This is a genomic window from Ornithinimicrobium panacihumi (assembly GCF_052073805.1).
GTDB classification, from domain to species: domain Bacteria; phylum Actinomycetota; class Actinomycetes; order Actinomycetales; family Dermatophilaceae; genus Ornithinicoccus; species Ornithinicoccus panacihumi.
This window is the reverse complement of the sequence record NZ_JBQGWG010000015.1, coordinates 21029-46185: the sequence shown is the minus strand read 5'-3', so window position 1 is coordinate 46185 and position 25157 is coordinate 21029. Positions and strand designations below refer to the sequence as shown.

The 25157-nt window shown below is 71.8% G+C and carries 21 protein-coding genes; 7 read left to right on the top strand and 14 right to left on the bottom strand.

Annotated features, from left to right (window positions below; translation table 11 throughout):
• The first annotated feature begins 52 nt into the window (after positions 1-52).
• Genes mutA through meaB form a run of 3 tightly spaced genes read left to right on the top strand, consistent with a single transcriptional unit; the run spans position 53 to position 5167 of the window.
• On the top strand, positions 53-1996 hold the full coding sequence (gene mutA / locus ACTMMA_RS13200) for a methylmalonyl-CoA mutase small subunit (RefSeq protein ID WP_441190601.1): 1944 nt from the start codon (positions 53-55) through the stop codon (positions 1994-1996).
• Complete coding sequence (gene scpA, locus ACTMMA_RS13195) at positions 1993-4167, top strand: methylmalonyl-CoA mutase (protein ID WP_441190600.1); 2175 nt, start codon at positions 1993-1995, stop codon at positions 4165-4167. Before mutA ends, scpA begins: the two co-directional genes overlap by 4 nt.
• Positions 4160-5167, top strand: coding sequence for a methylmalonyl Co-A mutase-associated GTPase MeaB (gene meaB, locus ACTMMA_RS13190; RefSeq protein ID WP_441190599.1), 1008 nt, complete (start codon positions 4160-4162; stop codon positions 5165-5167). The genes scpA and meaB overlap by 8 nt, the downstream gene beginning before the upstream one ends.
• 85 nt (positions 5168-5252) lie before the next feature.
• Here meaB and ACTMMA_RS13185 read toward each other — a convergent pair whose 3' ends face one another.
• From ACTMMA_RS13185 to ACTMMA_RS13155, 7 genes are all read right to left on the bottom strand, one after another.
• Positions 5253-6359 carry a P1 family peptidase gene (locus ACTMMA_RS13185; RefSeq protein ID WP_441190598.1) on the bottom strand — a complete coding sequence of 369 codons (1107 nt, stop codon included), beginning with the start codon at positions 6357-6359 and terminating at the stop codon, positions 5253-5255.
• Positions 6360-6505: 146 nt separating this feature from the next.
• On the bottom strand, positions 6506-7369 hold the full coding sequence (locus tag ACTMMA_RS13180) for an ATP-binding cassette domain-containing protein (RefSeq protein ID WP_441190597.1): 864 nt from the start codon (positions 7367-7369) through the stop codon (positions 6506-6508).
• Positions 7362-8432 (bottom strand): ABC transporter ATP-binding protein, encoded by a 1071-nt coding sequence (locus ACTMMA_RS13175; protein ID WP_441190596.1) that lies wholly within the window; start codon positions 8430-8432, stop codon positions 7362-7364. Before ACTMMA_RS13175 ends, ACTMMA_RS13180 begins: the two co-directional genes overlap by 8 nt.
• Positions 8433-8474: 42 nt before the next feature.
• On the bottom strand, positions 8475-9356 hold the full coding sequence (locus tag ACTMMA_RS13170; RefSeq protein WP_441190595.1) for an ABC transporter permease: 882 nt from the start codon (positions 9354-9356) through the stop codon (positions 8475-8477).
• Positions 9353-10303, bottom strand: coding sequence for an ABC transporter permease (locus ACTMMA_RS13165; RefSeq protein ID WP_441190594.1), 951 nt, complete (start codon positions 10301-10303; stop codon positions 9353-9355). Before ACTMMA_RS13165 ends, ACTMMA_RS13170 begins: the two co-directional genes overlap by 4 nt.
• Before the next feature lie 48 nt (positions 10304-10351).
• Positions 10352-11980 (bottom strand): ABC transporter substrate-binding protein, encoded by a 1629-nt coding sequence (locus ACTMMA_RS13160; protein ID WP_441190593.1) that lies wholly within the window; start codon positions 11978-11980, stop codon positions 10352-10354.
• Between the two features lie 144 nt (positions 11981-12124).
• Complete coding sequence (locus ACTMMA_RS13155) at positions 12125-13171, bottom strand: glycerate kinase family protein (RefSeq protein WP_441190592.1); 1047 nt, start codon at positions 13169-13171, stop codon at positions 12125-12127.
• A 139-nt stretch (positions 13172-13310) separates the two neighbouring features.
• Here ACTMMA_RS13155 and ACTMMA_RS13150 point away from each other — a divergent pair, with 139 nt between their 5' ends.
• Positions 13311-15188, top strand: coding sequence for an acyl-CoA dehydrogenase (locus ACTMMA_RS13150; RefSeq protein WP_441190591.1), 1878 nt, complete (start codon positions 13311-13313; stop codon positions 15186-15188).
• Between the two features lie 97 nt (positions 15189-15285).
• Here ACTMMA_RS13150 and ACTMMA_RS13145 read toward each other — a convergent pair whose 3' ends face one another.
• The 4 genes from ACTMMA_RS13145 to ACTMMA_RS13130 form a co-directional block, all read right to left on the bottom strand.
• Positions 15286-15834 (bottom strand): GtrA family protein, encoded by a 549-nt coding sequence (locus ACTMMA_RS13145; protein WP_441190590.1) that lies wholly within the window; start codon positions 15832-15834, stop codon positions 15286-15288.
• A gap of 159 nt (positions 15835-15993) precedes the next feature.
• Positions 15994-16233 (bottom strand): DUF6458 family protein, encoded by a 240-nt coding sequence (locus ACTMMA_RS13140; protein WP_441190589.1) that lies wholly within the window; start codon positions 16231-16233, stop codon positions 15994-15996.
• Between the two features lie 72 nt (positions 16234-16305).
• Positions 16306-17127: a carbon-nitrogen family hydrolase gene (locus tag ACTMMA_RS13135; RefSeq protein WP_441190588.1), complete on the bottom strand. Its 822-nt coding sequence runs from the start codon at positions 17125-17127 to the stop codon at positions 16306-16308.
• Positions 17124-19139, bottom strand: coding sequence for a bifunctional copper resistance protein CopD/cytochrome c oxidase assembly protein (locus ACTMMA_RS13130; RefSeq protein WP_441190587.1), 2016 nt, complete (start codon positions 19137-19139; stop codon positions 17124-17126). The genes ACTMMA_RS13135 and ACTMMA_RS13130 overlap by 4 nt, the downstream gene beginning before the upstream one ends.
• Positions 19140-19389: 250 nt before the next feature.
• Between ACTMMA_RS13130 and ACTMMA_RS13125 the strand changes: the two genes are divergently transcribed.
• From ACTMMA_RS13125 to ACTMMA_RS13115, 3 genes are all read left to right on the top strand, one after another.
• Positions 19390-19989, top strand: coding sequence for a hypothetical protein (locus ACTMMA_RS13125; protein ID WP_441190586.1), 600 nt, complete (start codon positions 19390-19392; stop codon positions 19987-19989).
• A 178-nt stretch (positions 19990-20167) separates the two neighbouring features.
• Positions 20168-21079: a maleylpyruvate isomerase family mycothiol-dependent enzyme gene (locus ACTMMA_RS13120; RefSeq protein ID WP_441190585.1), complete on the top strand. Its 912-nt coding sequence runs from the start codon at positions 20168-20170 to the stop codon at positions 21077-21079.
• Positions 21080-21082: 3 nt separating this feature from the next.
• A complete protein-coding gene (locus ACTMMA_RS13115; protein WP_441190584.1) occupies positions 21083-21919 on the top strand; it encodes a patatin-like phospholipase family protein in 837 nt (278 codons plus the stop codon).
• Between the two features lie 33 nt (positions 21920-21952).
• On the opposite strand, the gene ACTMMA_RS13110 is transcribed toward ACTMMA_RS13115, so the two are convergent.
• From ACTMMA_RS13110 to ACTMMA_RS13100, 3 genes are all read right to left on the bottom strand, one after another.
• Positions 21953-22354, bottom strand: coding sequence for a hypothetical protein (locus ACTMMA_RS13110; RefSeq protein ID WP_441190583.1), 402 nt, complete (start codon positions 22352-22354; stop codon positions 21953-21955).
• A 258-nt stretch (positions 22355-22612) separates the two neighbouring features.
• Positions 22613-24103 carry a dihydrolipoamide acetyltransferase family protein gene (locus ACTMMA_RS13105; RefSeq protein WP_441190582.1) on the bottom strand — a complete coding sequence of 497 codons (1491 nt, stop codon included), beginning with the start codon at positions 24101-24103 and terminating at the stop codon, positions 22613-22615.
• Between the two features lie 24 nt (positions 24104-24127).
• Positions 24128-25144 carry an alpha-ketoacid dehydrogenase subunit beta gene (locus ACTMMA_RS13100; RefSeq protein ID WP_441190581.1) on the bottom strand — a complete coding sequence of 339 codons (1017 nt, stop codon included), beginning with the start codon at positions 25142-25144 and terminating at the stop codon, positions 24128-24130.
• Between the last annotated feature and the right edge of the window lie 13 nt (positions 25145-25157).

The following is a 25157-nucleotide window of genomic DNA, read 5'->3' as shown; positions in this document are numbered from 1 at the left end:
GCGGGGGCGGGCCTGCCCCTAGACTGCGAGATGCCGGCTTGAAGGAGTGAAGATGACCTCCACCCAGGAGACCGATCTGCCTCTGGCCGAGGGATTCGAGGCCCTCGACCACGCGCAGTGGCAAGACCTCGTCGCGAAGGTCCTCAACCGGGGGCGACCTGCGGACAAGCAGCTCGACGGCCCGGCCGCCGAGGCACGGCTGCGGACCACCACCGTGGACGGGCTGACGATCGACGCGCTCTACGAGGCGGACGACGTGGAGGGGGCGCTGGGCTTTCCCGGGGTCATGCCCTTCACCCGCGGCAGCGGGCAGCGCTCGACCGACCTCGAGGGCCCGTGGGACGTGCGGGTGCTGCACGAGCACCCCGACGCGGCCGCGGGCGCGGCCGCCGTCCTGGACGACCTGGAGCACGGCGCCACCTCGGTCTGGGTCGAGGTGGGTGACCACGCGGTCCGTCCCGACGACCTCGGCACGGTCCTGGGCGAGGTCATGCTCGACCTGGCCCCGGTCGTGGTCTCCAGCGCCTCCGACCAGGCCGCCGCGGCGGACGCGCTGCGCTCGGTGTGGCGCGACCGTGGTGTCGCCGCCGACGTGGCGATGGGCGGGCTGGGCTTCGACCCGATCGGGCACGCGGCCCGCACCGGCTCGGCACCCCGCTACGACGAGATGCTGGCCGCGACGACCGAGTGCCTGGCCTCCTTCCCGCAGGTCCGGGCGATCACCGTGGACGTGCGGCTGCACCACGACGCCGGGGCGGGCGACGTGGACGAGGTCGCCTTCGCCCTGGCCACCGCGCTGGACTACCTGCGCCAGCTCGAGGCGGCCGGGATCTCCCCCGCCGACGCCTTCGGCCAGATCGACTTCCGGCTGGCGGCGACCGCCGACCAGTTCCTCACCATCGCCAAGCTGCGCGCGCTGCGCCGCGGCTGGGCTCGCATCGGGGAGGAGTGCGGCGTGCCGGAGGCCGACCGCGGCGCCCGGATCCACGCCGTCACCTCGGCGCGGATGGTCAGCCGCGACGATCCCTACGTCAACATGCTGCGCACCACCGTGGCCACCTTCGGCGCCGCCGTCGGAGGTGCCGACGCCATCACCGTGCTGCCCTTCGACGCCGCGGCGGGCCTGCCCGACCGGTTCAGCCGGCGGATGGCCCGCAACACCCAGATCATCCTGGCCGAGGAGTCCCACGTCGGGAAGGTCCTCGACCCCGCCGGCGGCAGCTGGTACGTCGAGTCCCTCACCGACGAGCTGGCCCGCGCCGCCTGGGGCGTCCTCCAGGAGCTCGAGCGTGACGGCGGCATGGCCTCCGCCCTGGCCGCGGGGAAGGTCGAGGAGCGGGTGGCGGCGACCTCGCTCCAGCGGGCCGCCCGGTTGGCCGACCGCAGCCTCCCGCTGACCGGCGTGAGCATGTTCCCCCAGACCGACGAGAAGCCGCTGCAGCGTGCCGAGCGGCCCGCCGCCCCGTCCTGGCCCGAGGGCCTCACGGTGCAGCGCGACGCCGCGGTCTTCGAGCAGCTGCGCGACCGGGCCACCGCCCACGCGCAGGAGCAGGGCCACGCTCCGCAGGTCTTCCTGGCCTGCCTGGGCACCCGCCGCGACTTCGGCGCCCGGGAGACCTTCACCAGCGCCCTGCTGGCCGTGGCCGGCATCGCCTCCCCGCGCAGCGAGGGCGGCACCGCCGACGAGATCGCCGCGCAGGCCAAGGACGCCGGGGCCACCGTCGCGGTGCTGTGCTCCTCCAGCGAGCAGTACGCCCAGCACGGCGCCGAGGTGGCCGCGGCCCTGCGCGAGGCCGGCGTCCAGCGGCTCTACGTCGCGGGCAGGGCCTCCGAGCTCGGCGAGGCCGCGGACGTGGTCGACGGCGAGCTGTCCGCCGGCATGGACGTGGTCACCGCGCTCACCGGCATCCTCGACGTCCTCGGCGCCCCCATGCCCCCGGTCGACCCGGCCGCCCCCGCGGACACCACCAGCGCCAGCAAGGAGCAGCAGTCATGACGACGATCCCGCGCTTCGACGGCATCGACCTGGGTCCCGGCACCCCGCCCGAGGACGCCCGGGCGCGCTGGGCGGAGGTCCAGGGACAGACATCTCCGTGGGAGACCCCGGAGAAGATCGTGGTGCCCCCGCTCTACACCGAGGCCGACCTGGAGGGGCTGGACTTCCTCCAGACCTATCCCGGTGCCGCGCCCTTCCTGCGCGGCCCCTACGCCACGATGTACGCCAGCCAGCCGTGGACCATCCGCCAGTACGCCGGCTTCTCCACCGCCGAGGAGTCCAACGCCTTCTACCGCCGCAACCTCGCGGCCGGGCAGAAGGGCCTGTCGGTCGCCTTCGACCTGGCCACCCACCGCGGCTACGACAGCGACCACCCGCGGGTGGCCGGCGACGTCGGCATGGCGGGCGTGGCCATCGACTCGATCTACGACATGCGGACCCTCTTCGACCGGATCCCTCTTGACCAGATGTCGGTCTCGATGACCATGAACGGCGCGGTGCTGCCGATCCTGGCGCTCTACGTCGCCGCCGCCGAAGAGCAGGGGGTGCGCCCCGAGCAGCTGTCCGGGACCATCCAGAACGACATCCTCAAGGAGTTCATGGTCCGCAACACCTACATCTACCCGCCGGGGCCGAGCATGCGGATCATCTCCGACATCTTCGCCTTCACCAGCGAGAAGATGCCGAGGTTCAACTCCATCTCGATCTCCGGCTATCACATGCAGGAGGCCGGGGCCACGGCCGACCTGGAGCTGGCCTACACCCTCGCCGACGGCGTCGAGTACATCCGCGCCGGCCGCGAGGCCGGGCTGGACGTCGACGTCTTCGCCCCCCGCCTGTCCTTCTTCTGGGCGATCGGGATGAACTTCTTCATGGAGGTCGCCAAGATGCGCGCGGCCCGCCTGCTGTGGGCGCGGCTGGTGCGCGACTTCGGCCCGAAGAACGACAAGTCGCTCTCGCTGCGCACCCACTGCCAGACCTCCGGGTGGTCGCTGACCGCGCAGGACGTCTACAACAACGTCATGCGCACCTGCATCGAGGCGATGGCCGCCACGCAGGGGCACACCCAGTCGCTGCACACCAACGCCCTGGACGAGGCGATCGCGCTGCCGACCGACTTCTCGGCCCGCATCGCCCGCAACACCCAGCTGTTCCTGCAGCAGGAGTCTGGGACCACGCGGGTCATCGACCCCTGGGGCGGCAGCGCCTACGTCGAGAAGCTCACCGCCGACCTGGCCCGGCGCGCCTGGACCCACATCCAGGAGGTCGAGTCCGCCGGCGGCATGGCCAGGGCGATCGAGGCCGGCATCCCCAAGATGCGCATCGAGGAGGCCGCGGCCCGCACCCAGGCCCGGATCGACGCCGGCCGCCAGCCGGTCATCGGCGTCAACAAGTACCAGGTCGAGGGCGAGGAGCCCTTCGAGGTGCTCAAGGTCGACAACGCCTCCGTGCGCGCCGCCCAGATCGAGAAGCTGCGGCGTCTTCGCGAGGAGCGTGACGAGGACCGGACCCAGGAGGCGCTGCGCCGTCTCTCCGAAGGTGCGGCACGGCATACCCCGGAGAACAACCTCCTCGCCCTGGCGATCGACGCCGCCCGCTCGATGGCCACCGTCGGGGAGATGTCGGACGCGATGGAGAAGGTCTTCGACCGCTATACCGCGCAGATCCGCACGATCAGCGGGGTCTACGCCAAGGAGGTGGCCGGCGTGGAGGACGTCGTGCAGGTGCAGGAGCTGGTCGAGAAGTTCGAGCAGGAGCAGGGTCGGCGCCCACGCATCCTCGTGGCCAAGATGGGCCAGGACGGCCACGACCGAGGGCAGAAGGTCATCGCCACGGCCTTCGCCGACCTCGGTTTCGACGTCGACGTGGGCCCGCTGTTCCAGACCCCCGAGGAGGTGGCGCGTCAGGCCCTCGAGGCGGACGTGCACATCGTCGGCGTCTCCTCGCTCGCCGCGGGGCACCTCACGCTGGTGCCGGCGCTGCGCGAGGAGCTGGACAAGGCCGGCCTGGAGGACCTGATGATCGTCGTCGGCGGTGTCATCCCGGAGCAGGACTTCGCCGAGCTCCGGGAGGCCGGGGCGGACGCGATCTTCCCGCCGGGCACCGTCATCACCAAGGCCGCGGTCGGCCTGCTGGAGAAGTTGATCGAGCGCCTCGGCGTCCATGCCTGAGCTGGACGTCGCCGAGCTCGCCGAGAGGGTGATCGCCGGGTCACGCCTGCACGTGTCCCGGGCGATCACCCTCGTCGAGTCCTCCCACCAGGCGCACCGCCAGCGCGCCCGCGCGCTGCTGGAGCTGCTCGTGCCGCACACCGGCAGGGCGATCCGGGTCGGGGTCTCGGGCGTGCCTGGTGCGGGGAAGTCGACCTTCATCGACGCGATGGGCGTCCGGCTGATCGAGAAGGGGCACCGCGTCGCCGTCGTCGCGGTCGACCCCAGCTCGACCCGCACCGGCGGCAGCATCCTGGGCGACCGGACGCGGATGGGGGCGCTGGCCACCAGCGACGGCGCCTTCGTGCGCCCCTCGCCCTCCGGGGGGCACCTGGGCGGCGTGGCGCGGGCGACGCGGGAGTCGATGCTGGTCCTGGAGGCCGCCGGCTATGACGTGGTCCTGGTCGAGACCGTCGGCGTCGGGCAGTCCGAGGTCGCGGTCTCGGAGATGGTGGACACCTTCCTGATGCTCGGCCTGGCCCGCAGCGGCGACCAGCTGCAGGGGATCAAGCGGGGGATCCTGGAGCGGGTGGACGTGGTCGCGGTCAACAAGGCCGACGGCGACAACGAGGGCGCCGCCCGGGTCTACGCCCGCGAGCTGCGGGGCGCGATGCGGATGATGACCGGCGACTCGGCCAAGACCCCGCCTGTGCTGACCTGCAGCGCCTACACCGGCGCGGGGCTGGACGAGGTGTGGGAGGCGGTGCTGGAGCACCGCCAGAAGCTGGAGGAGGCCGGCTCGCTGACCCAGCGCCGCGCCGACCAGCAGCGCTCCTGGCTGTGGGCCCTCACCGAGGCCAGCGTGATGGAGGCCCTGCGGCGTTCGCCCGGCGTCAAGCAGGCACGCGCCGAGATCGAGGCTCAGGTCGCCGCCGGCTCCCTCGGCGCCCCCGAGGGCAGCCAGCTGCTCATCGAGGCCTTCGCCCGCGACGTCGCCGACGGCACCTGGACCACCCCCTGACCTGACCTGACCCGCCCCGCACCCACCCCGACCGGGCGCGTCGAATGGTTGCTGGGCACTCCCACCGGATGTGCCGTGTGGTTGCTCAGCCGACAGCGCTCGGGAACGCGTCCCGATAGCACCGCCAGGTCCCGGCGGGAGTGCCCACCGTCTCGGCCGCCAGCATCGCTCGCACGATGGACCGCGTCACGACCTCCCCGGCCGCGTGCAGCAGCTGGTGGAAGGCGAAGGCGTCCGGAGCCGGGGCCGTGTGCGTCGACAGCCCGAACAAGGTGTCACCGTCGAACATCGTGTGGATCGGGTTGATCGCCCGCGCCATCCCGTCGTGCCCCGACCCTGCGATCCGGGCGCACTGCGACTCGGTCAATGTGGCATCGGTGGCCACCACGCCGATGGTCGTCGCCAGGGTGCGCGGGACCGCGCTGGTCGCATTGGCCTCCTGGGCCGCCTGTCGCGCCGCTTCGAGATCGGCCTGGTCAGGCAGTCCAGGCATCCGTCCCTCGGGCCAACCAGGTATGCCGTTCACGTCCGCCTCGATCAGGTGCCGGGCACCCCACAGCTCTCCCGTCTCCGGGTCCACCGTGGATCCCACCGCATTCACCACCACCAGTGCCGCGATGGTGACGGCACCGCACTCAGTCTCCAGAACCGCACTCGCAGACCCGATCCCACCGCGCAGACCTCCCGCCTGCGTCCCGGTCCCGGCACCCACCGAACCAAGCCGGAGCCCTTCGTCAGCCTCGCCCGACTCGCCCAGAATCGCTGCTCGGCAGGCATTCTCACCGAACGCAGCGTCAGGCGTCGCGGAGAAGTTGCCGCCCCTGCCGAGGTCGAAGACGACCGCGCCCGGCACGATCGGCACGACCTGCCCCGGTTGACCCATCTGCAGCCCGCGCTGCTCGGCGTAGAGCGTGCGCATCACTCCGTCGGCCGAACCCAGCCCGAAGGCCGACCCGCCGCTGAGCACGACCGCGTGCACCCGCTCGACCATGTTGCGGGGATCGAGCAGGTCGGTCTCCCGTGTGCCTGGCCCGCCGCCCCTGACGTCCGCCCCGCCGACTGCGCCGTCCGGCGGGGCCAGGACGACCGTCGTGCCGGTCAGCCATCCGTCGCCTGTCCGCTGGTGGTGCCCCACCGCGAGTCCGGCGACATCGGTGAGGTGGTTGCGCGGCCCTGCGCTCCAAGTGCTCATGGTCCTATTGTGCGCGGCGTGCCCTGGCTCCGGGCCCGGGCAACCATTCACCTCGCCCGGTGGCCGCAGGGCAACCACACGCCGCGCTCGGTCAGGTCGGGAGCAACCACACGCCGCGCTCGGTCGGGTTGAGGGGGGTGGGCCGGTCAGGTGGTCGGGTCGACGCTCACGCCCGCGGCGAGATCTTCGGCGGTGCGCCCGGCGAGCGCGGAGTGCAGCTCGGGGATGGCCGCGAGCAGCGACCTGGTGTAGTCGTGCTGCGGCGCGGCGAAGAGCTCCTCCGTCGCCCCGACCTCCACGATCCGACCCTGCTGCATGACGGCGATCCGGTCGCAGACGTGCCGCACCACCGACAGGTCGTGGCTGACGAAGATCAGGGTCAGCCCGAACTCCTCGACCACCTCGTCGATGAGGTTGAGCACCTGGGCCCGCACGGACACGTCCAGCGCGGACACCGGCTCGTCGGCCACCAGGATGCTCGGCCCCGGCGCCAAGGCACGCGCCACCGAGATCCGCTGCCGCTGACCGCCGGAGAACTGGTGCGGATAGCGGTCCGCCGCCTCCGCCGAGAGGCCGACCCGCTCCAGCAGCTCGACGACCCGCTCGTGCCGCCCCTCCCGGTGCCCCTGCGCCACCAGGGGCTCGGCCACGATGTCCCGCACCCGCATCCGCGGGTCCAGGCTGCTCATCGGGTCCTGGAAGACCAGCTGCAACCGTTCGCGCAGCCAGCCCAACGACCGAGGTGACTGGTCGTGCACGGGGCGACCTTCCACATACACCTCGCCGGAGGTCGGTCGGTCCAGCCCGCAGATCATCCGCAGCAACGTGGACTTGCCGGACCCCGACTCCCCCACCAGACCGAAGCGCTCCCCGCGCGGGATCTCCAGACTCACGTCCTGCACCGCCCGCACCACCGGCGCCGGCGAGCGCAGGGACGTGCGCCGCCGCCGGAAGTCGCGGTTCACACTGCGCAGCTCGACGGCCACCCCACCGGGGCCAGCATCACTCATCCACGCCACCTCCCGCCGGGTGGAAGCAGGCATGGCCGGAGGCCTTCGGGCCAGCCGGATGCTCGCCCCGCGGCGTCCACGGGGGCAGGGCTGCGCACTGCTGCGTGGCGTGCTCGCACCGGTTGCGGAAGACGCAACCCTCGGGGAAGCGCCCGGCCGGCGGCACGGTCCCGGGGATGGTGGGCAGCGCCGCCCGCCCACGGTGCCCGTCGGCACCCATCAGGTCGCTGGCCGCGATCAGACCCTGCGTATAGCGGTGGCGCGGGTCCGCGAAGACCTCCGCGACGGGCCCGGCCTCGACGATCCGGCCGCCGTACATCACCAGCACCCGCTCGCACACGGTCGCGACGACGGCCAGGTCGTGGGTGATGAAGAGCATCGCCGCGTCACGCTCCTCGACACCGCGCACGACCAGGTCGAGCACGGTCGCCTGCACCGTCACGTCCAGCGCGGTGGTCGGCTCGTCGCAGATGAGCAGGTTGGGGTCGTTGGCCAGCGCGATCGCCAGCACGACCCGCTGCCGCTGCCCGCCGGAGAGCTCGTGCGGATAGGCCCGGGCGATGTGCTCCGGGTCGGGCAGCCCGACCTGGTCGAGCAGCTCCAGCACCCGCGGCCGCACCTGCCCCTTGGGTCGTGAGCGATGGATCAGCATGACCTCCGCGACCTGCGCCCCGACCCGCATCGTGGGGTTCAGCGCGGTCATCGGCTCCTGGAAGACCATCGACATCGAGTCCCCGCGCAGCCGCGCGAGCCGCCGCTCAGGCATCGTGAGCAGGTTGTTGGTGGCCGGCGAGCGCCCCGACAGCCACACCTCGCCCGAGGCGCGCAGGCCCTCCCCGAGCAGCCCCATCACCGCCAGCGCGGTCAACGACTTGCCCGACCCGGACTCGCCGATCAGCCCGACGCGCTCGCCCCGGTCGATGGAGAAGGTCACGTCCTTGAGCAGCTGGACGCTCCCGGTCCGCACGTCCAGGTCCTCGACGCGCAGCACCGTCCTGTCGGTATGCGGCATCGCACCCGGGCGCACGTCCTCGCCTCCCGGCTCCCTCACCTGGGCGCTCATCGCGCACTCACCTGGCCACTCACCTGGCCGCTCACCGACCGCTCACCGGTCCTCCAGCTTGGGGTCGAGCCAGTCGCGCAGCCCGTCCCCGAAGAGGTTGAAGGCCAGCACCGACAGGGCGATCGCGGCCCCGGGGATGACGGCCAGGTGGGGCGCGGAGCGCAGGGTGGTCTGGGCCTCGTAGAGCATCCGCCCCCAGGACGCCTGCCCGGTCGGGGTCCCCAGCCCCAGGTAGGCCAGCGCCGCCTCGGCCAGGATCGCGATCGCGAAGGACACCGAGGCCTGCACGATGATCAGCCCGGCCACGTTGGGCAGCACGTGACGCCAGGCGATGGCCAGCGGTGAGCGTCCGGCGGCCCGCGCGGCCACCACATACTCGGAGCTCATCACCCCCAGCGCGCCCGAGCGGGTGATCCGGGCGAAGGCCGGGATGGTGGCGATCCCGATCGCGATCATCGCCACCCGCGTCGACCCCCCGTAGAGCGCGGCGAACATGATCGCCAGCAGCAGCGCGGGGAAGGCCAGCAGCACGTCGTTGGAGCGCATCACCAGCTGCCCCAGCCAGCCCGGCGACATCGCGGCCAGGATCCCGATCGGGACCCCGACCAACGTGGCTACCCCCACCGCGACCAGCCCGACGAAGAGCGTCGTCCGCGCGCCGACCAGGATCTGGGTGAAGACGTCGCGCCGCAGCTTGTCGGTGCCGAGCCAGTGCTCGGCGTTGGGGGTCTGGTAGGGCTCGGTGGGCAGCACGCGCATCGGCTGGTAGGGCGTCCACACGTAGGAGATCAGCGCCAGCGCGACGATCGCCAGCACGATCCCGCCGCCGATGATCAACGAAGGGTTCAGCGCCCGCCCGCGACGGGCAGACACCTCCGCGCCGGTCGCGACGTCGGCCGGCGCGCCCTGGATGGCCTCGCTCATCGCGCCCCCGTCCGCAGCCTCGGGTCGATGATCAGGTAGAGCGTGTCGACCAGCCAGTTGATCAGCAGCACCGCCACGACCAGCACCATCACCACGGCCTGCACGGTGAGCAGCTCACGCTTGGCGACCGAGTCGAGCAGCAGCGAGCCCAGCCCGGGGATGACGAAGACCCGCTCGATGACGACGGCGCCGATGAGCAGGGTGGCCAGCTGGAGGCCCAGCACCGTCACGACCGGCACCGCGGCGTTGCGGAAGCCGTGCCGCCACAGGGCCTGCAGCGGTCGCAGCCCCTTGGCCCGGGCCGTGCGCAGATAGTCCTCGCGCAGCACATCCAGGATCGCCGAGCGGACGTAGCGCGCCAGCACCGCGGCCTGCACCAGCGCCAGCGAGATCGAGGGCAGCGCCAGCCGCTTCAGGAAGCCGACGGGATCGGCGCCGGGCACGACCCACCCGCCGGAAGGCACCCAGCGCAGCCGCACCGCGAAGACCGAGATGAGCAGGATGCCGGCCAGGAAGGCCGGGATCGCGATGCCCAGCTGCGACAGCGCGGTCAGCACCACCCCGTCGGGGTGCCGGTGCCGCAGCGCCATCCATACCCCGATCGGCAGCGCGATCACCAGCGCCAGCACCATCGAGGTCACCACCAGCCACATCGTGACCTGCAGCCGGTCGGCGATCTGCGGGCCGATCTGCGCCTTGGAGATGAACTCGATGCCCGGGTCGAGGGTGACCAGCCCACGCATCCAGTCGAGATATTGCACCACCACCGGACGGTCCAGCCCGAACTGCTCGCGCAGCTGGGCCACGGCCGCGTCCGAGGCGTTGATGCCCAGCGCCACGCGCGCCGGGTCACCGGGCAGCACCCGCATGAAGCCGAAGACCACCACCGAGGCCACCAGCACGCTCAGCACGAAGACCAACGTGCGGTGGAGCAGACGGAGCAGCATCGGGTATGCGGTGTCTCGACCGGGTGCGGGTGTCGCCCTGGCCCGGGGTCAGCCGCGCGCCAGGCGGGCCAGGTTGAAGGACGGAGTGATGGCGTTGGTCGGCAGCCCGGTGATGTCCGGGTCGGAGACCATGAGGTTGGGCAGCAGGAAGAGGAAGTCGGCGGCGGCGTCCTCGCTGATGAGGGCGGCGGCCTCCTTCAGCTTGGCGACCTGCTCCTCGGCGGTGCCGGTGTCGGCCTCCTGGAAGAGCTTCTGGACCTCCTCGGTGCCGTAGGTCGTGTAGTAGTCCGGGTTGCCGAAGACGTTGGCCATGTCCCGCGGCTCGACGTGCGCCACGATCGACATGTCGAAGTCCTTGTTGGTGAAGACGGTCTCCAGCCAGGCGGCGGGGAACTCCAGCTCGTCGATGGTGATCGCCAGGCCGGCATCCTCCAGCATCGACTCCACGACCGGCCCGCAGCTCTGGGCGTAGGGCAGGGCGGGCAGGCGCAGGCGCAGCTCCTGGCCCTCGGCGCCGGCCTCGGCGATGAGGGACTTGGCCTTCTCCAGGTCGAAGGGATAGTCGCCGGTGCGGTCCTCGAACCACGGGTCGGTGGGCGGGGCCATCGAGCCGATGAGCTGGCCGCGGCCGGCCCAGCAGGTGTCCATCAGGGTCTGGTGGTCGATCGCGTGGCGGACCGCCTGGCGCAGTTTCTTGTCGGCCAGCGGCTTGCCCTCGGACTGGTTCATCGACAGCACGATCTCGCCGTTGGTGGTGCCCTCGACGATCTGGTAGTCGCCACCCTCGAACTCGGCCAGCGACTCCGGGGCCTGCACGGTGGAGACGACGTCGATGCTGTCGGTGAGCATCGCGTTGTTGAGCGCGTTGGCGTCGCGGAAGTAGAACATCTCGACGCCGCCGAAGTAGGGCGCGTCGCCGTGGTAGTCCTCGTTGCGTTCCAGGGTGATCTTGGAGCCGCGGTCCCAGCTGACGAAGGTGTAGGGGCCGGTGCCGATGGCCTCCTCGGCCAGGTTGTCCACGCCCTCGGTGTCGAACATCGCCCCGACGTGGGTGGTGATGGCGTGGAGGAAGGCGTTGCTGGGCTGCTTGAGGGTGACGACCAGGGTGGTGTCGTCCTTGGCCTCCACCGACTCGATGACGTCCAGCTGGGACTTCAGGCTGATCGTCCACGCGTCGGAGCTGACCCGCTCCAGGGAGAACTTGGCGTCCTCGGCGGTGAAGTCGGCCCCGTTGCTGAACTTCACGCCGTCCTTGAGCGTGAAGGTGTAGGTCAGGTTGTCGTCGCTGACCTCCCAGTCGCTGGCGAGCGCGCCCACGATCTCGCCGCTCTCCACGTCGACGGTCACGAGGGTCTCGTAGACGTTGTCCAGGAGCAGCTGCGGGATGGCCGCGCCGTCGGTGGTGGTGAAGTCCAGGCTCGCGGGCTCGGCGACCAGGCCGACGCGCACGCTCTCGTCGCTGCCCTCCGCCCCACCGTCGGTGCCCCCGGCCCCACCGGTCGACCCGGCGTCCTCGGTGCTGCCGCCAGTAGCGTCACCGGGGGCGCCGCCGCCGGCGGGCGCGCTCGCGTCCGGGGATGGCGTCGTGGTCCCCGCCCCCGCGTTGCAGCCGGCCAGGAGGCCGGCGGTGGCCAGCGCGGCGACCAGGGCCCGGGTCTTCTTCGACGTCGCAGTCATAGGCGGAATCATCCTGCATGGACGCCCCTGGCGCCAGAGGGGGGTCGGCGCGGCGAGGAACCACCAGCCGGATCGTGGCTGACGCTTGATCGTGGCCGACGCTTGATCGTGGCCAACGCCTGGTCGGGACGCGGGTCGCCTCGGTCAGGAGGGCAGGTGGGCCTGCACCGCGCGGGTGATGCACCCGGCGGTGTCGTTCCAGGAGGCGTCCGCGCCGAACTCGTCCGACAGCGAGACGGCCGTCAGCTCGCCCAACCGCTCCTGGTGGGCGTCGTCGCGGACCACTCCGGCGAGCGCGATGACGGGTATGCGGCGCCCCTGCGCCTTGGCCGCGTCCAGCACGCCACCGACGACCTTGCCGTTGAAGGACTCGGCGTCCAGCGCTCCCTCGCCGGTGACGACCGCGTCGGCCCGGGAGAGCGCGTCGGCCAGGCCGACCTGCTCGGCCACCAGCTGCAGGCCCGGCATGAGCCGCCCGCCGAGGACGACGAGACCGCCGCCCAGGCCACCGGCCGCGCCGCCGCCCTCCACGCCGGTCAGGTCGACCCCGTGCTCGTCGCGGTAGCGGTCCTGGAGACCCTGCAGGCGCTCGGTGAGCTCGACGACCTGCTCGGGCGAGGCACCCTTCTGGGGACCGAAGACCTTGGCCGCGTCGGTGAAGACGGTCTGCACGTCGCAGGCGGCCAGCAGCTCGACGTCGCGGTCGCCGGGGCGCTGACCGCCGAGGCGCTCCAGGACGGCCTCCACGGCACCCAGCCCGCCGTCGGACATGGCCGAGCCGCCGAGCCCGACGATCACGCGGGTGGCACCGGACTCCACGGCCTCGGCGATGAGCTCGCCGGTGCCATAACTGGTCGCGGCGATCGGGTCGTTGCCCTCGGCCCCGCCGGCCAGCACCAGGCCGGAGGCGCTGGCGGACTCGATCACGGCCACGCCGTCCTCCCCCAACCGCCACTGCGCCTCCACCGGCGTCCCGCCCGGTCCGGTGACCGTGGAGGTGCGGTTGGCGCCCCCGAAGGCGTCCAGCATCCCCTCGCCACCGTCGGCCATCGGCAGGGGGACGATCTCCCAGCCGGCGGGCTCGGCGCCCGCACGCACGGCCTCGACGACCTCGGGAGCGGTGAGGCTCCCGCGGAACTTGTCGGGGGCGACGACGAGCACTCGTGCGGCGGAGGACGAGGCGGCTGACATGGCCGGAGCCTATCGTGCCGGACGCAACGTCAAGTGCCCTTGCCCGCAGGCCTTGCCACGACCCCCTGTCGTGGGCGAAGATTACTCCAGAGAAACAAGTACGCCGAGTATCACATACCTGAAAGGCCAGGCGACTCACGTGAGCCACTACCGCAGCAACGTGCGCGACATCGAGTTCACCCTCTTCGACGTCCTCGAGCGGGGCGAGATCCTGGGCTCTGGCCCCTTCTCGGAGATCGACACCGACACCGCCAAGGACGTCCTGCGCCAGGTCGCCGGCCTGGCCGAGGGGCCGATCGGCTCCTCGCTGCTGGAGTCCGACCGCACCCCGCCTGTCTTCGACCCCTCGACCGGCACGGTGACGATGCCGCAGTCCTTCCAGGACTCCTACGCCGCGTGGGTCGACAACGAGTGGTGGCGCCTGGAGATCGCTGCCGGCCTGGGCGGCACGCAGGCTCCCCCGTCGCTGACCTGGGCGATGAACGAGCTGGTCCTCGGCGCCAACCCGGCCGTGAAGATGTTCGCCGCGGGCTTCACCTTCTCCAACGTGCTCTACCACCTGGGCACGCCCGAGCAGCAGCAGATCGCCCAGCTCATGGTCGACAAGCACTGGGGCGCCACGATGGTCCTCACCGAGCCCGACGCCGGCTCCGACGTCGGCGCCGGCCGCACCAAGGCGCACAAGGCCGGCGACGGCACCTGGCACCTCGAGGGCGTCAAGCGCTTCATCACCAGCGGCGTGGCCCCCTTCTACGACAACGTCATCCACTTCGTCCTCGCCCGCCCCGAGGGCGGCGGCCCGGGCACCAAGGGCCTGTCCCTCTTCGTGGTCAGCGACCGCCACATCCTGGACCTGGAGACCGGCGAGCTCGGCGAGAAGAACGGCGTCCAGGTCGCCAACATCGAGCACAAGATGGGCCTGAAGGTCTCCACCACCTGCGAGCTGCGCTTCGGCGAGGACGAGGACAACCCGGCCGTCGGCTACCTGCTCGGCGAGGTCCACGACGGCATCGCCCAGATGTTCCGCATCATCGAGCACGCCCGCATGCTCGTGGGGACGAAGGCCATCGCGACCCTGTCGACCGGCTACCTCAACGCCCTCGACTACGCCAAGGAGCGCGTCCAGGGCGCCGACCTGACCCAGATGACCGACAAGACCGCGCCGCGCGTCACCATCACCCACCACCCCGACGTGCGCCGCAGCCTCATGCTGCAGAAGTCCTACGCCGAGGGCCTGCGCGCGCTGATGCTCTACACCGCCAGCTTCCAGGACACCGTCATGGCGGCCCAGGAGAGCACCGGCCACGAGGAGGTCGAGGCCGACAGCCCCGCCGCGCTCGCCGCCCGGGTCAACGACCTGCTCCTGCCGCTGGTCAAGGGCTGCGGCTCCGAGCGCGCCTGGGTGCTGCTGGGCACCGAGTCCCTGCAGACCTTCGGCGGCTCCGGCTTCCTCCAGGACTACCCGCTGGAGCAGTACGTCCGCGACGCCAAGATCGACTCCCTCTACGAGGGCACGACCGCCATCCAGGGCATGGACTTCTTCTTCCGCAAGATCCTGCGGGACAAGGGCACGGCTCTGGGGTATGTGGCTCAGCAGATCCTGAGCACCGTGTCGGCCCAGGCCGACGACGGCCTGGGTGATGTCCGCGCCGCCGTCGGCAAGGCGCTGGGTGAGGTCAACGCCATGGTCGAGTTCCTCAACGGCAAGGCGATCGCCTCCCAGGGCGAGCCCAAGGAGATCTACGCGGTCGGCCTGAGCACCTCGCGCCTGCTGCTGGCCGCCGGCGACCTGGTCATCGCCTGGCTGCTGCTGCGCCAGGCCGAGGTCGCCACCCGCCTACAGACCTCCGGCGAGCCGGGCGTGAGCGGTGCCGGGACGAGCGCCGCATACCTGCAGGGAAAGATCGCCGCCGCGCGCTTCTTCGCCGGCGAGGTCCTCCCCCGCCTCGGCGCCGACCGCCGCACCATCACCGCGGTCGACACCTCGATCATGGACCTGCCCGAGGACGCCTTCTAAACCCCGACCGGCGACACGGTCTGCTCCCCACCGGGAACACACTCTGCCCCCACCGGCGACACGGTCTGCCGGTGGGGGGCAGTGCGTCGGCGAGCGCTCAGCGGTAGCGGCGCTGACGGAAGACGAAGAGCTTCATCATCGTGTACATGAAGATCGCCTCGCAGGCCCCCGCGACCAGGCGGGCGACCAGGAAGTGCACGCCCAGCGCCTCCAGGGTGGAGGCCAGCAGCAGGATGAAGAAGGCATAGTTGGCCACGACCGAGAGCACATAACGCCCGGTCTGCTTCCCCACGTGGCCGTCGGACTGGAAGTTCAGCCACCGGTTGAGCACGAACGCCAACGAGAAGGCCACGACATAGCCGATCGTGACCGCCACCGGGTAGGGCAGGTCCAGGACCGTGTGCCCCAGCGACAGCAGCACCAGGTCGACCGCATAGGTGAACGAGCTGAGTGCGGCGAACCCGATCGCCGTCGCCGGCACGATCCGGCGCACCCACGTGGGCAGCAGGCCGTGGACCCGGTCCCTGACCCGGGCGAAACGGTAGGCCGCGGTCCCCGGTCGCGCCGACGCCGACTGCGAGGCCGCCGGCTCCGACGCTGACGACAGCGCACGCTCCCCCTCGGGGGTCGCGTCGTCAACGGTCATGCGGCGGCCTTCGCGAGCAGATCGGGGGTGGTGCGCGGACGTGCCGATGCTACGGCACGAGGCTGGACCGACGTGCGGTCCAGCCTCGGGCTCCGGAGCGCGCTCCGGCAGGTTCTGCGTCGGCCCGGAGGCCGTCCCGCTCGCTCAGACGCCGTCAGCTCAGACGCCGTCGCCGCGGTGACGCACGTCGGCGTCGCTGTGGCGGTCGACGACCTCGGTGTGCGAGGTGTTGGTGCGCTGGGTGTTCATCACCAGGCCGAGCAGCAGGGAGAGCACACCACCACCCATGAGGATGTAGCCGATCGTCTGCAGGTTGACACCTTCGATGCGGTCCGGACCGATCGCGAAGGCCGCGATGGCGCCGATGACCAGCAGGAAGATTCCAAGACCGATTCCCATGATGGGGCCCTTTCCGTCGTTGTCAGGCAGAACGGTAGTGGAGTGACGGTTGATCGGCCTGTTGAAAATGTGTCAGAGGCGTCGATCGGCCAGCACCGGGAACCTCTCGCGCGCCTCCGCCACCGCCCCGGGGTCGATCTGCACCGACAGCACCTCCTGCTCGGTCCCGGCCTCGGCGAGCACCGTCCCCCACGGGTCGATGACGACGCTGAAGCCGCCCATCTGCTGGCCCGCGTGGGTCCCGGCGGTGTTGCACGCGACGACGAAGCACTGGTTCTCCACCGCCCGGGCGCGCAGCAGCAGCCGCCACGCCTCCACGCGCGGGGCCGGCCACGCCGCCGGGATGACGAACATCTCGGCGCCCTCGTCCAGCTGGGCGCGGTAGAGCTCGGGGAAGCGCAGGTCGTAGCAGGTCGACAGGCCGACGGTCAGCCCGTCCGCGGGCGCCGGAAACTCACCGATCACCAGCTCGTCGCCGGCCTCCATGTGCTTCGGCTCCCCCTGCCCGAAGCCGAAGCGGTGGATCTTGCGATAGGTGGCGAGCCGCATACCCTCCGGATCGAGGACGAGGGAGGTGTTCCAGAGGTGACGTCCCTCCGGTCCCGCGTCCTCGCTCCGCTCGACGACCGATCCGGTATGCAGCACCGCACCGATCCTGCGCGTCACCTCGGCGAGGGGCTCGAGGGCCTCGGGGATCCCGCCTTCGGGGATGGTCAGGGCCCGGTCGGCCCAGTCGTCGACGGCGAAGCAGCCGGCGGTCCACAGCTCGGGCAGGACGACCAGGTCGTGGCCGGCACCGTGGGTGGCGGCGAGGTCGGCGACGCGGGCGACCCGCTCGGGCAGCGACTCGGTGTCCCCGTCGCCGTAGGCGAGCTGGATGACGGCGATCTTCATGAGTTCCTCCTGGTGCGGGCGGCCATGTCGGCCAGGCGCGCGTTGTAGGCGGCGAGGGCGGCGTCGTCGTCGCGGTCGGCCTGGCGGTCCGAGCGGCGGGCCTCGCGCTCGTCCCGGCGCATCCAGTCGACGGCGACCATGAGCATGAGGACCACGGTGGGCAGCTCACCGATGCCCCAGGCGATGGTGCCGCCGAGCTGCTGGTCGGCGAGCAGGTCGGGGACGTAGGGCAGGGCGAGCGTCTTGAAGAACTCGGGGGCCAGCAGCCAGGTGCCCTGCATGAGGGCCAGGCCGAAGAAGGCGTGCCCGGCGAGGGTGGCCAGCAGCACGATGACCCGCAGCGGGGCCGGCCACTTGGGCGGGCCGGGGTCCTGACCGACGAGGGACCAGACGAAGGCATAGCCGGACAGGGTGAAGTGGACGACCATGAACAGGTGCCCGGCGTGGGTGCTCAGCGCCCAGGCGAGCATGCCGCTCCAGTAGAAGGTCACCAGGCTGCCGAAGAAGATGGCGCCGGCCACGACGGGATTGCTGATGAACTTCGCCCAGCCGGAGTGGGCGAAGCCGAGGAGCACCTCGCGCGGGCCGAGGGTCTTGTCGCGGCGGGCGGGCAGGGCCCGCAGCGCGAGGGTCATGGCCTGGGCGGGGACGAGCAGGATCGGCACCGCCATCATGAGGGACATGTGCATGACCATGTGGAGGCTGAACATCACCCGGCCGTAGACGCCGGGCGCCCCGCTGGTGGTGTAGACGAAGACCGCCCAGCCCAGCACCCACAGGATGAGCCGACCGACGGGCCACGAGTCGCCGCGGCGGTGCAGGCGGACCATCGCCCAGACGTAGAGGCCGATCATGGTCAGGGCGGTGAAGGTGAAGAGCCACTCGATCCGCCAGACGGTGAGCATGTTCTCCCAGGACCAGGCCTCGGGCATGGGATAGCCGGTCAGGTTGGTGGCGCTGTCGCGGGGCTCCACCTCGGGCACCGGCGGCGGGGTGCGGGACAGGACGACCCCGAGGCCGACCAGCAGGCCCATCACGACCAGCTCGCCCAGGGCGAGGCGGGCGAAGCGGCGGGGGCTGTCGACGCCCTTGGCCACGATGGTGCGGCGCTGCAGCCAGCCGGCCACGCCGAGCACGAGCAGGAGCGCCACCTTGAGCAGCAGGATCGTGCCGTAGGCGGTGGAGAGGCCCTCCAGGTCCTGCACGGTGATGGTGCTGAAGAGGACGCCAGAGATGCCCACGATCGCGAAGCACCATCCGGCGACGGTGGAGAAGCGGGCGACGGTGGCGGGCAGGGCCTTGCCCAGGACCGGCATCAGCACGGCGATCGCCAGGAGGCCGCCCACCCAGACGGTGATGCCGATCAGGTGCAGGGCCAGGGCGTTGACCGCGGTGTCGTGGCCGTAGGTGCCGGCCGAGTGCCCGGTGAAGGCGAGCGGGATCAGGGCGGCGACCGCCAGGGCGGTGGCCCAGGCCAGGGAGACGCGGGTGCGGGCCCAGAGCGCGAGCGGGACGAGCGCGACGATCATCAGCAGCTCGATGAGCAGGAGCCGCATGAGCTCGAGTGGCCACAGGTTCTCCAGCAGCTGGCCCAGGTAGCCCGGGGTGCTCGGCGGGAAACCGGCCAGCTCGGCGAAGGTCAGGTAGAGGATGACCAGGGCGGCCAGGGCCCAGACCCCGGCGGCGACGGCGGCCGCGCGGGCGGCGGTCCCGCGCCGGTCGGTGGTCCGGTGCTCGGGGACCAGGAAGGCGGCGACGAAGAGCAGGCCGACGGTCAGGGCGGCCATGACGTCGTGGACGACGCCGACCAGCGCCAGGCCCCAGCGCACGACGGGACCGGCGTCCCCCAGCGCCAGCGGGGCGGCGGCGCCGGAGAAGGCCGCCACGGGGACGGCGACCAGGAGCGCCACGAGCAGCACGGCGGCGGGGACGGTCCAGCCGCCCAGCCGGGCGCCCGCGGCGTCGCTGTCACGGGCCCCGCTGGTGGGCCGGGAAGGAGCGGACGTCGACATGCCCTCCATGCTAGGTGGCGCCTCGACTCGGACTTCCAGCGGATGTTTGACAGACTGGGCGGTTGCAGCACCGGGGACGACGACGTTCGCACAGCGCGACGGGTCGTGGGGAATCCGCTGCACCGACCAGTCTCGCTGACCCGTGACGCCTCGTCTCGTGCCCGGTCCGCTGCGTCCGCGACGCGAGTCGCGGAGCCGCGACGCGAGTCGCGGATACGAAACGAAGACGAGACGAAGAGAGAAGACAACGATGAAGCGCACCACCCTGACCGTGACCGCCCTCGTGCTGGGCCTGACCCTGGCCGGCTGCTCCACCGAGGACGACACCACCGCGCCGACCACCGACACCACCGCCTCCCAGGACGCGGGCTCGGGTGACGACGCGGGCGCCTCCGAGGACGCCGCCTCCACCGACGACGCCGGGGCGACCGGGGCTGCCGGTGACGACGCGGGTGCCTCCGAGGACGCCGCCTCCACCGGTGCCGCCGGCGCCGACGCCGCCCCGATGGCCGACGCCGTGTGCGCCGACTACTTCCAGACCAAGGGCGTCCCCCTGTCCGAGCGTGCCGACAAGGCCCGCACCGCCCTCGAGGCCGGAGACGTGGGCGACCCCGCCTCGTGGGGCGAGGTGAACCTGCTCAAGCAGCGCATCGAGCGGCTCGGCGAGGACGCCTCCGGCGACCAGGCCGCCCTGCTCGAGCGCATCAACGCACCGTTCGTGGAGACCTCTGCGGCCGTCCTGGAGAACGAGGACGTCACCCCGAGCGACCCCGAGATCGAGGTCCCGGAGATCGACGTGACCGACTCTCGGGCAGCCCAGGAGGAGTTCCTCGCCTCCTGCTCCGGCTGACAGGCGCGCCTGGCCCCCGTACCGACGGCCGGGCCACTCCATGCGGGCACCGAGAGCCCATTCATGCGGGCACCGAGAGCCGCCGCTCCCTCCGGGGCGGCGGCTCTCGCCATGTCCGCACCACGCAGCGAGGCGGCTCATCTCCTGCTGTTCAGACTTGAGCACTAGCCTGAGGAGCATGGCCGTGCATCCCTCTCCCCCGTCCGACCTGCCCAGCCTCGTGGAGGCCTACCGGGCCGTCGTGACCTCGTTCGCGGACGTCGCGGACGGGCTCCGGGAGTCGGACTGGGACCTGCCCACCGGCACCCCCGGCTGGACGACCCGCGACCACCTCGCCCACGTCGTGCACGTCGAGGACTACCTCTCCGGCTCCGAGCACCCGGCGGCGGGCCCGGCAGCACTCGACGCCCGAGCCATCACGGTCGGCAACCCCGCGCACGTCCGCCACGAGTTCGGCGTGTGGATCGAGGAGGGCGTCCAGGCCCGACGCGACCGCGACCCCAAGGAGCTCACCGCCGAGCTGCGCGGGCTGATGGAGATCCGCTCGGCCTCGATGTACGACGCCGACCTGACCGAGGACACCCTCGTCCGCGCCCCGATGGGTGGCCAAATGCCCTTCGACAAGCTCACCCGGCTGCGCCTGATGGACATCTGGGTCCACGAGCAGGACCTGCGCGAGGCCGTGGGCCGCCCCGGCTCGCTCGACAGCGCCGGCGCCAGTCAGTGGACCGAGCATGTCCTGGACGCCCTCGGACGCATCGTGCTCGAGGAGGTCGGCCCCGACCCCGGCACCGTGGTCATCCTGGAGTCGACCGGTCCGGTCACCGGCCGCGCCGGCATCCGCGTCACCGAGCCGGACGAGGAAGGCAACCCCCAGGGTCACGAGCTCTTCTCGGGCCAGGCCGAGGAGGGCGACCAGCGCACGCAGGCCGAGATCGACGCGGAGGCCACGACCACCATCCAGCTCTCGACCCACGCCCTCGCCCTGCGAGCCGCGGGCCGTCGCCCGACCGGTGAGACCGCATACCACGTGGTCGGTGACGAGGACCTCGCCCGGCGCGTGCTCGACGCCTACGTGCTCACCCCCTGAGCCATGCCCGCACCCGACCCCCTCCCCGTCGGACCACCCGCGCCGCACCTCGGCCTCGCGCTGGGCGGCGGGGGCGCGCGCGGGCTGTGCCACGTGGGCGTCATGCAGGTGCTCGGCGAGCTGGGGATCCATCCCGACGTCGTCGCCGGCACGAGCATGGGCGGGCTGATCGGGGCCTTCGTGGCGGCCGGGTATGACGCGGAGCAGCTGGACGAGATCGCCCGCGACGTGCGGTGGCGGCGGCTCATCGACTGGCGGATGAGCGGGCGGCTGCTGAGCACCAAGGCCTTCGAGGCGTGGCTGCGCGACCACCTGCCCCCGACCTTCGACGAGCTGGAGCTGCCGCTGGTGCTGACCGCGACCAACCTGGTCGACGGGCAGATCCACTACTTCCGCCAGGGCGACCTGTATGCCGCCATCCGCGCCACCACGGCCTATCCCGGCGCGATCGAGCCCGTGGAGATCGACGGGGCGCTCATGGTCGACGGCGGCATCCTCAACCAGCTGCCCGTGGACGGCGCGCTCTTCCTCGGGGCCCGGCGGGTGATCGCGGTCAACGCCACCCCGCTGGTGCGCGACGAGCTGCCCTCCGAGGACGAGTCCGCGGCGCGGCGGCGGGCCCGGCTCTCCGCGCTGCGGGAGGTCTTCCGCTCGATCGACGTGATGCAGGCCCAGCTGACCAACGCCCGGCTCTCGTTCTACCGTCCCGACGTGATCCTGGACCCGGTCATCGACGGCATGGAGATCAGCGACTTCCACAAGAGCGCCCAGGCGATCGAGGCCGGCGCCCTCGCCGCGCGGGAGCGGGCCGACGACCTGCTCGAGGTCGCGCGCAACTGAGCGCCCAGCCGCCCGTCCGGCTCCCGACGTCCGTCAGACACCCTTCGGCCGGCTGAACACCCACAGCCCGGCCACGAACGCCGCGACGACCACCAGGCACGCCCCGGCCACCCACACGCCCGGCTCCCACTGGAGCGCGAACTCCAGCGCCAGCGCCAGCGCGGCCACGCCCAGCGCCACCTGCCCGGCGAGCCGGGTCGCGCGGAACTGCGCCAGCCGCTCCGCATCATCGGCCTCGCTCCCGCTGACCAGCCGCGCTGCGGGGGTGAGTCGGCGCGTGACGGAGTGGAGCACGGCATATCCGAGGAAGAACAGCGCCCCGCCGATCGCGACCTTGGTGTTGCCGCGCGAGAAGCCGGCGATGAGGATCGCGGCGGCCGCCACGGTGCACAAGAGCGTGAAGAGGCGGTCCTTCAGACGGGGGCGGGGAGCCATGGGTCCAAGGGTATGCGGCGTCCCCACCTCTCCCCTCCTACGCCTGGGTCAGGGGCCACTCACCCTCCCGGCACAGGACGAACTCAGGGTTGTGCGGCGAAATCCACGTCGAGAACGTCGACTTCGCCGCACAACCCTGAGTTCACCGGGAGGGGGCCGGGACCAGCGCCCTGGCCGGGAGCGGCCAGCCCCGGCGGGAGCGGCCGGCCCCGGCGGGAGCGGTCAGCCCCGGCGGGAGCGGTCAGCCAGCGGGAGCGGTCAGCCCCAGACCAGCGCCAGGCTCGGGTCCTCCATGATCCGGGCCACGTCGGCCAGGAACTTGCTGCCGAGCTCGCCGTCGACGAGGCGGTGGTCGAACGAGACCGCGAGCTGGGTGACCCAGCGCGGCTCGATGCGCTCGTCCGCGCCGGTCCCGACGACCCACGGCATGCGCCGCACCGCGCCGAAGGCGACGATCGCGGACTCGCCGGGGTTGATGATCGGGGTGCCGGTGTCGACGCCGAAGACGCCCACGTTGGTGATCGTGATCGTGCCGCCGCTCTGGTCCGCAGGCTGGGTGCGGCCGGCCTTGGCGGTCGAGACGAGGTCCTGCAGGGCCTCGGCGAGCTGCCGCAGGTCCATCAGGTCGGCGTCCTTGATGTTGGGCACGATCAGGCCGCGCGGGGTGGCGGCGGCGATCCCCAGGTTGACGTAGTTGCGGCGCACGATCTGCTGCGCCTCCTCGTCCCACGCGGCGTTGATGCCGGGGTTGCGCCGCACGGCGATGGTCATGGCCTTGGCCAGGATCAGCAGCGGGCTGATCTTCAGGTCGGTCATGCCGAACGAACGGTCCTTCTTGAGCCGCTCGACCAGGTCCATCGTGGCGCTGACGTCGACGGTCATGAACTCGGTCACGTGCGGTGCCGAGAACTTCGAGCTCACCATGGCCTGCGCCATCATCTTGGTGACGCCCTTGATGTCGACGCGCTCCTCGCGCTCGCCGGAGCGGTCGAAGGAGGGGTGCTGGTATGCGGCGGCGCCGGGGGCGCCGCCCGCGTCACCGGCGGAGGTGGCCGGCTGGGGCGAGGGAGCAGCGGCAGGCGCACCCGCACCAGCAGCTCCAGAGCCAGCCACTCCAGCTCCAGCGGCTCCACCACCGGCGAGGAAGGCGTCCACGTCGGCGCGGGTGACCACGCCGTCCTCGCGGGAGGGGGTGACCTGGGTCAGGTCGACGCCCTTGTCCTTGGCGTACTTGCGCACCGGCGGCTTGGCCTTGGCCCGACGCGGGGCGGCGGCCGCCTCGGCCGACTCCTCCGTGGCGGCCGGGCCGCCCCGACGACGGCGACGGGTCGTCGCGGTCTCGATGGCGCCGTAGCCGACGAGGACGGCCTCCCGCTTGGGTGCCTCCCCAGAGCCGTCCCCAGAACCGGTCTCGGGCGCGACCTCGCCGGGCGCGGCCATGCCCGCCTCGGCCGGGGTGTCCACGGTGTCGTCGGCGGTGGTGCCCGTCGCGGGACCGTCACCACCGGCGCCGTCGCCGTTGTCGATGACGATGATCGGGGTGCCGACCTCGACCTCGTCACCCTCCTGGGCCAGGATCTGGGTCACGGTGCCGTCCCACGGGATCGGCAGCTCGACGAGGGACTTGGCGGTCTCGACCTCCACGACGATGTCGTTGGTCTTGACGGTGTCGCCGACCGCGACCTTCCACTGGATGATGGTGGCCTCGACGAGGCCCTCACCGGGGTCCGGAAGCTTGAACTCGGGCACGAAGACTCCTTGGGTCGCGTCGGGTCAGTAGGCCAGGACGGTGTCGACGGCGTGCAGGACGCGGTCGAGGTCGGGGAGGAAGACCTCCTCGTGCCGGCTGGGCGGGTAGGGGATGTTGTAGCCACCGACCTGGACGACGGGCGCCTCGAGGTCGTAGAAGCAGTGGCGCTGCACGTGCGCGGCCAGCTCGGCGGTGATGCTGGAGAAGGTCTGCGCCTCCGACAGGGTGATGCACCGGCCGGTCTTGCGGACCGAGGCCTCGATCGTCTCGACGTCCAGCGGCGAGAGCGAGCGCAGGTCGACGACCTCGATCGAGGGGCCGTCCTCCAGCTCGGAGGCCTGCGCGGCGGCCAGGGCCACCTTGACCATCGGACCGTAGGTCAGCACCGTGACGTCGCTGCCCTCGGCGCGGACCACGGCCTCGTCCAGGGCGTGGGGTGCGTCGGCCAGGTCGGGGGTCGCGCCGGTCAGCTCCAGCACCCCACGCTCGTGGTAGCGGCGCTTGGGCTCGTAGAGCACGACCGGGTCGTCGGAGGCGATGGCCTGCTGCATCATCCAGTAGGCGTCCTCGGCCGTGGAGACCGTGGCGACCCGCAGGCCGGCGGTGTGGGCGAAGTAGGACTCGTTGGACTCCGAGTGGTGCTCGACCGCGCCGATGCCGCCGCCGTAGGGGATGCGGATGACCATCGGCAGCTTGAGCTTGCCCAGGGAGCGGTAGTGCATCTTGGCGACCTGGCTGACGATCTGGTCGAAGGCCGGGTAGACGAAGCCGTCGAACTGGATCTCCACCACCGGGCGGTAGCCGCGCAGGGCCAGCCCGACGGCGGTGCCCATGATCCCGGCCTCGGCCAGGGGCGCGTCGATGACGCGGTCCTCGCCGAAGTCCTTCTGCAGCCCCTCGGTGATCCGGAAGACGCCACCGAGCTTGCCGATGTCCTCCCCCATGAGCAGGACCTTGGGGTCGCGCTCCATGGCGGCACGCATGCCGGCGTTGAGGGCCTTGGCGATCGTGGTGCGCTGTGCTTTGGACGTTGCAGTCATCGAAATCTCTCCC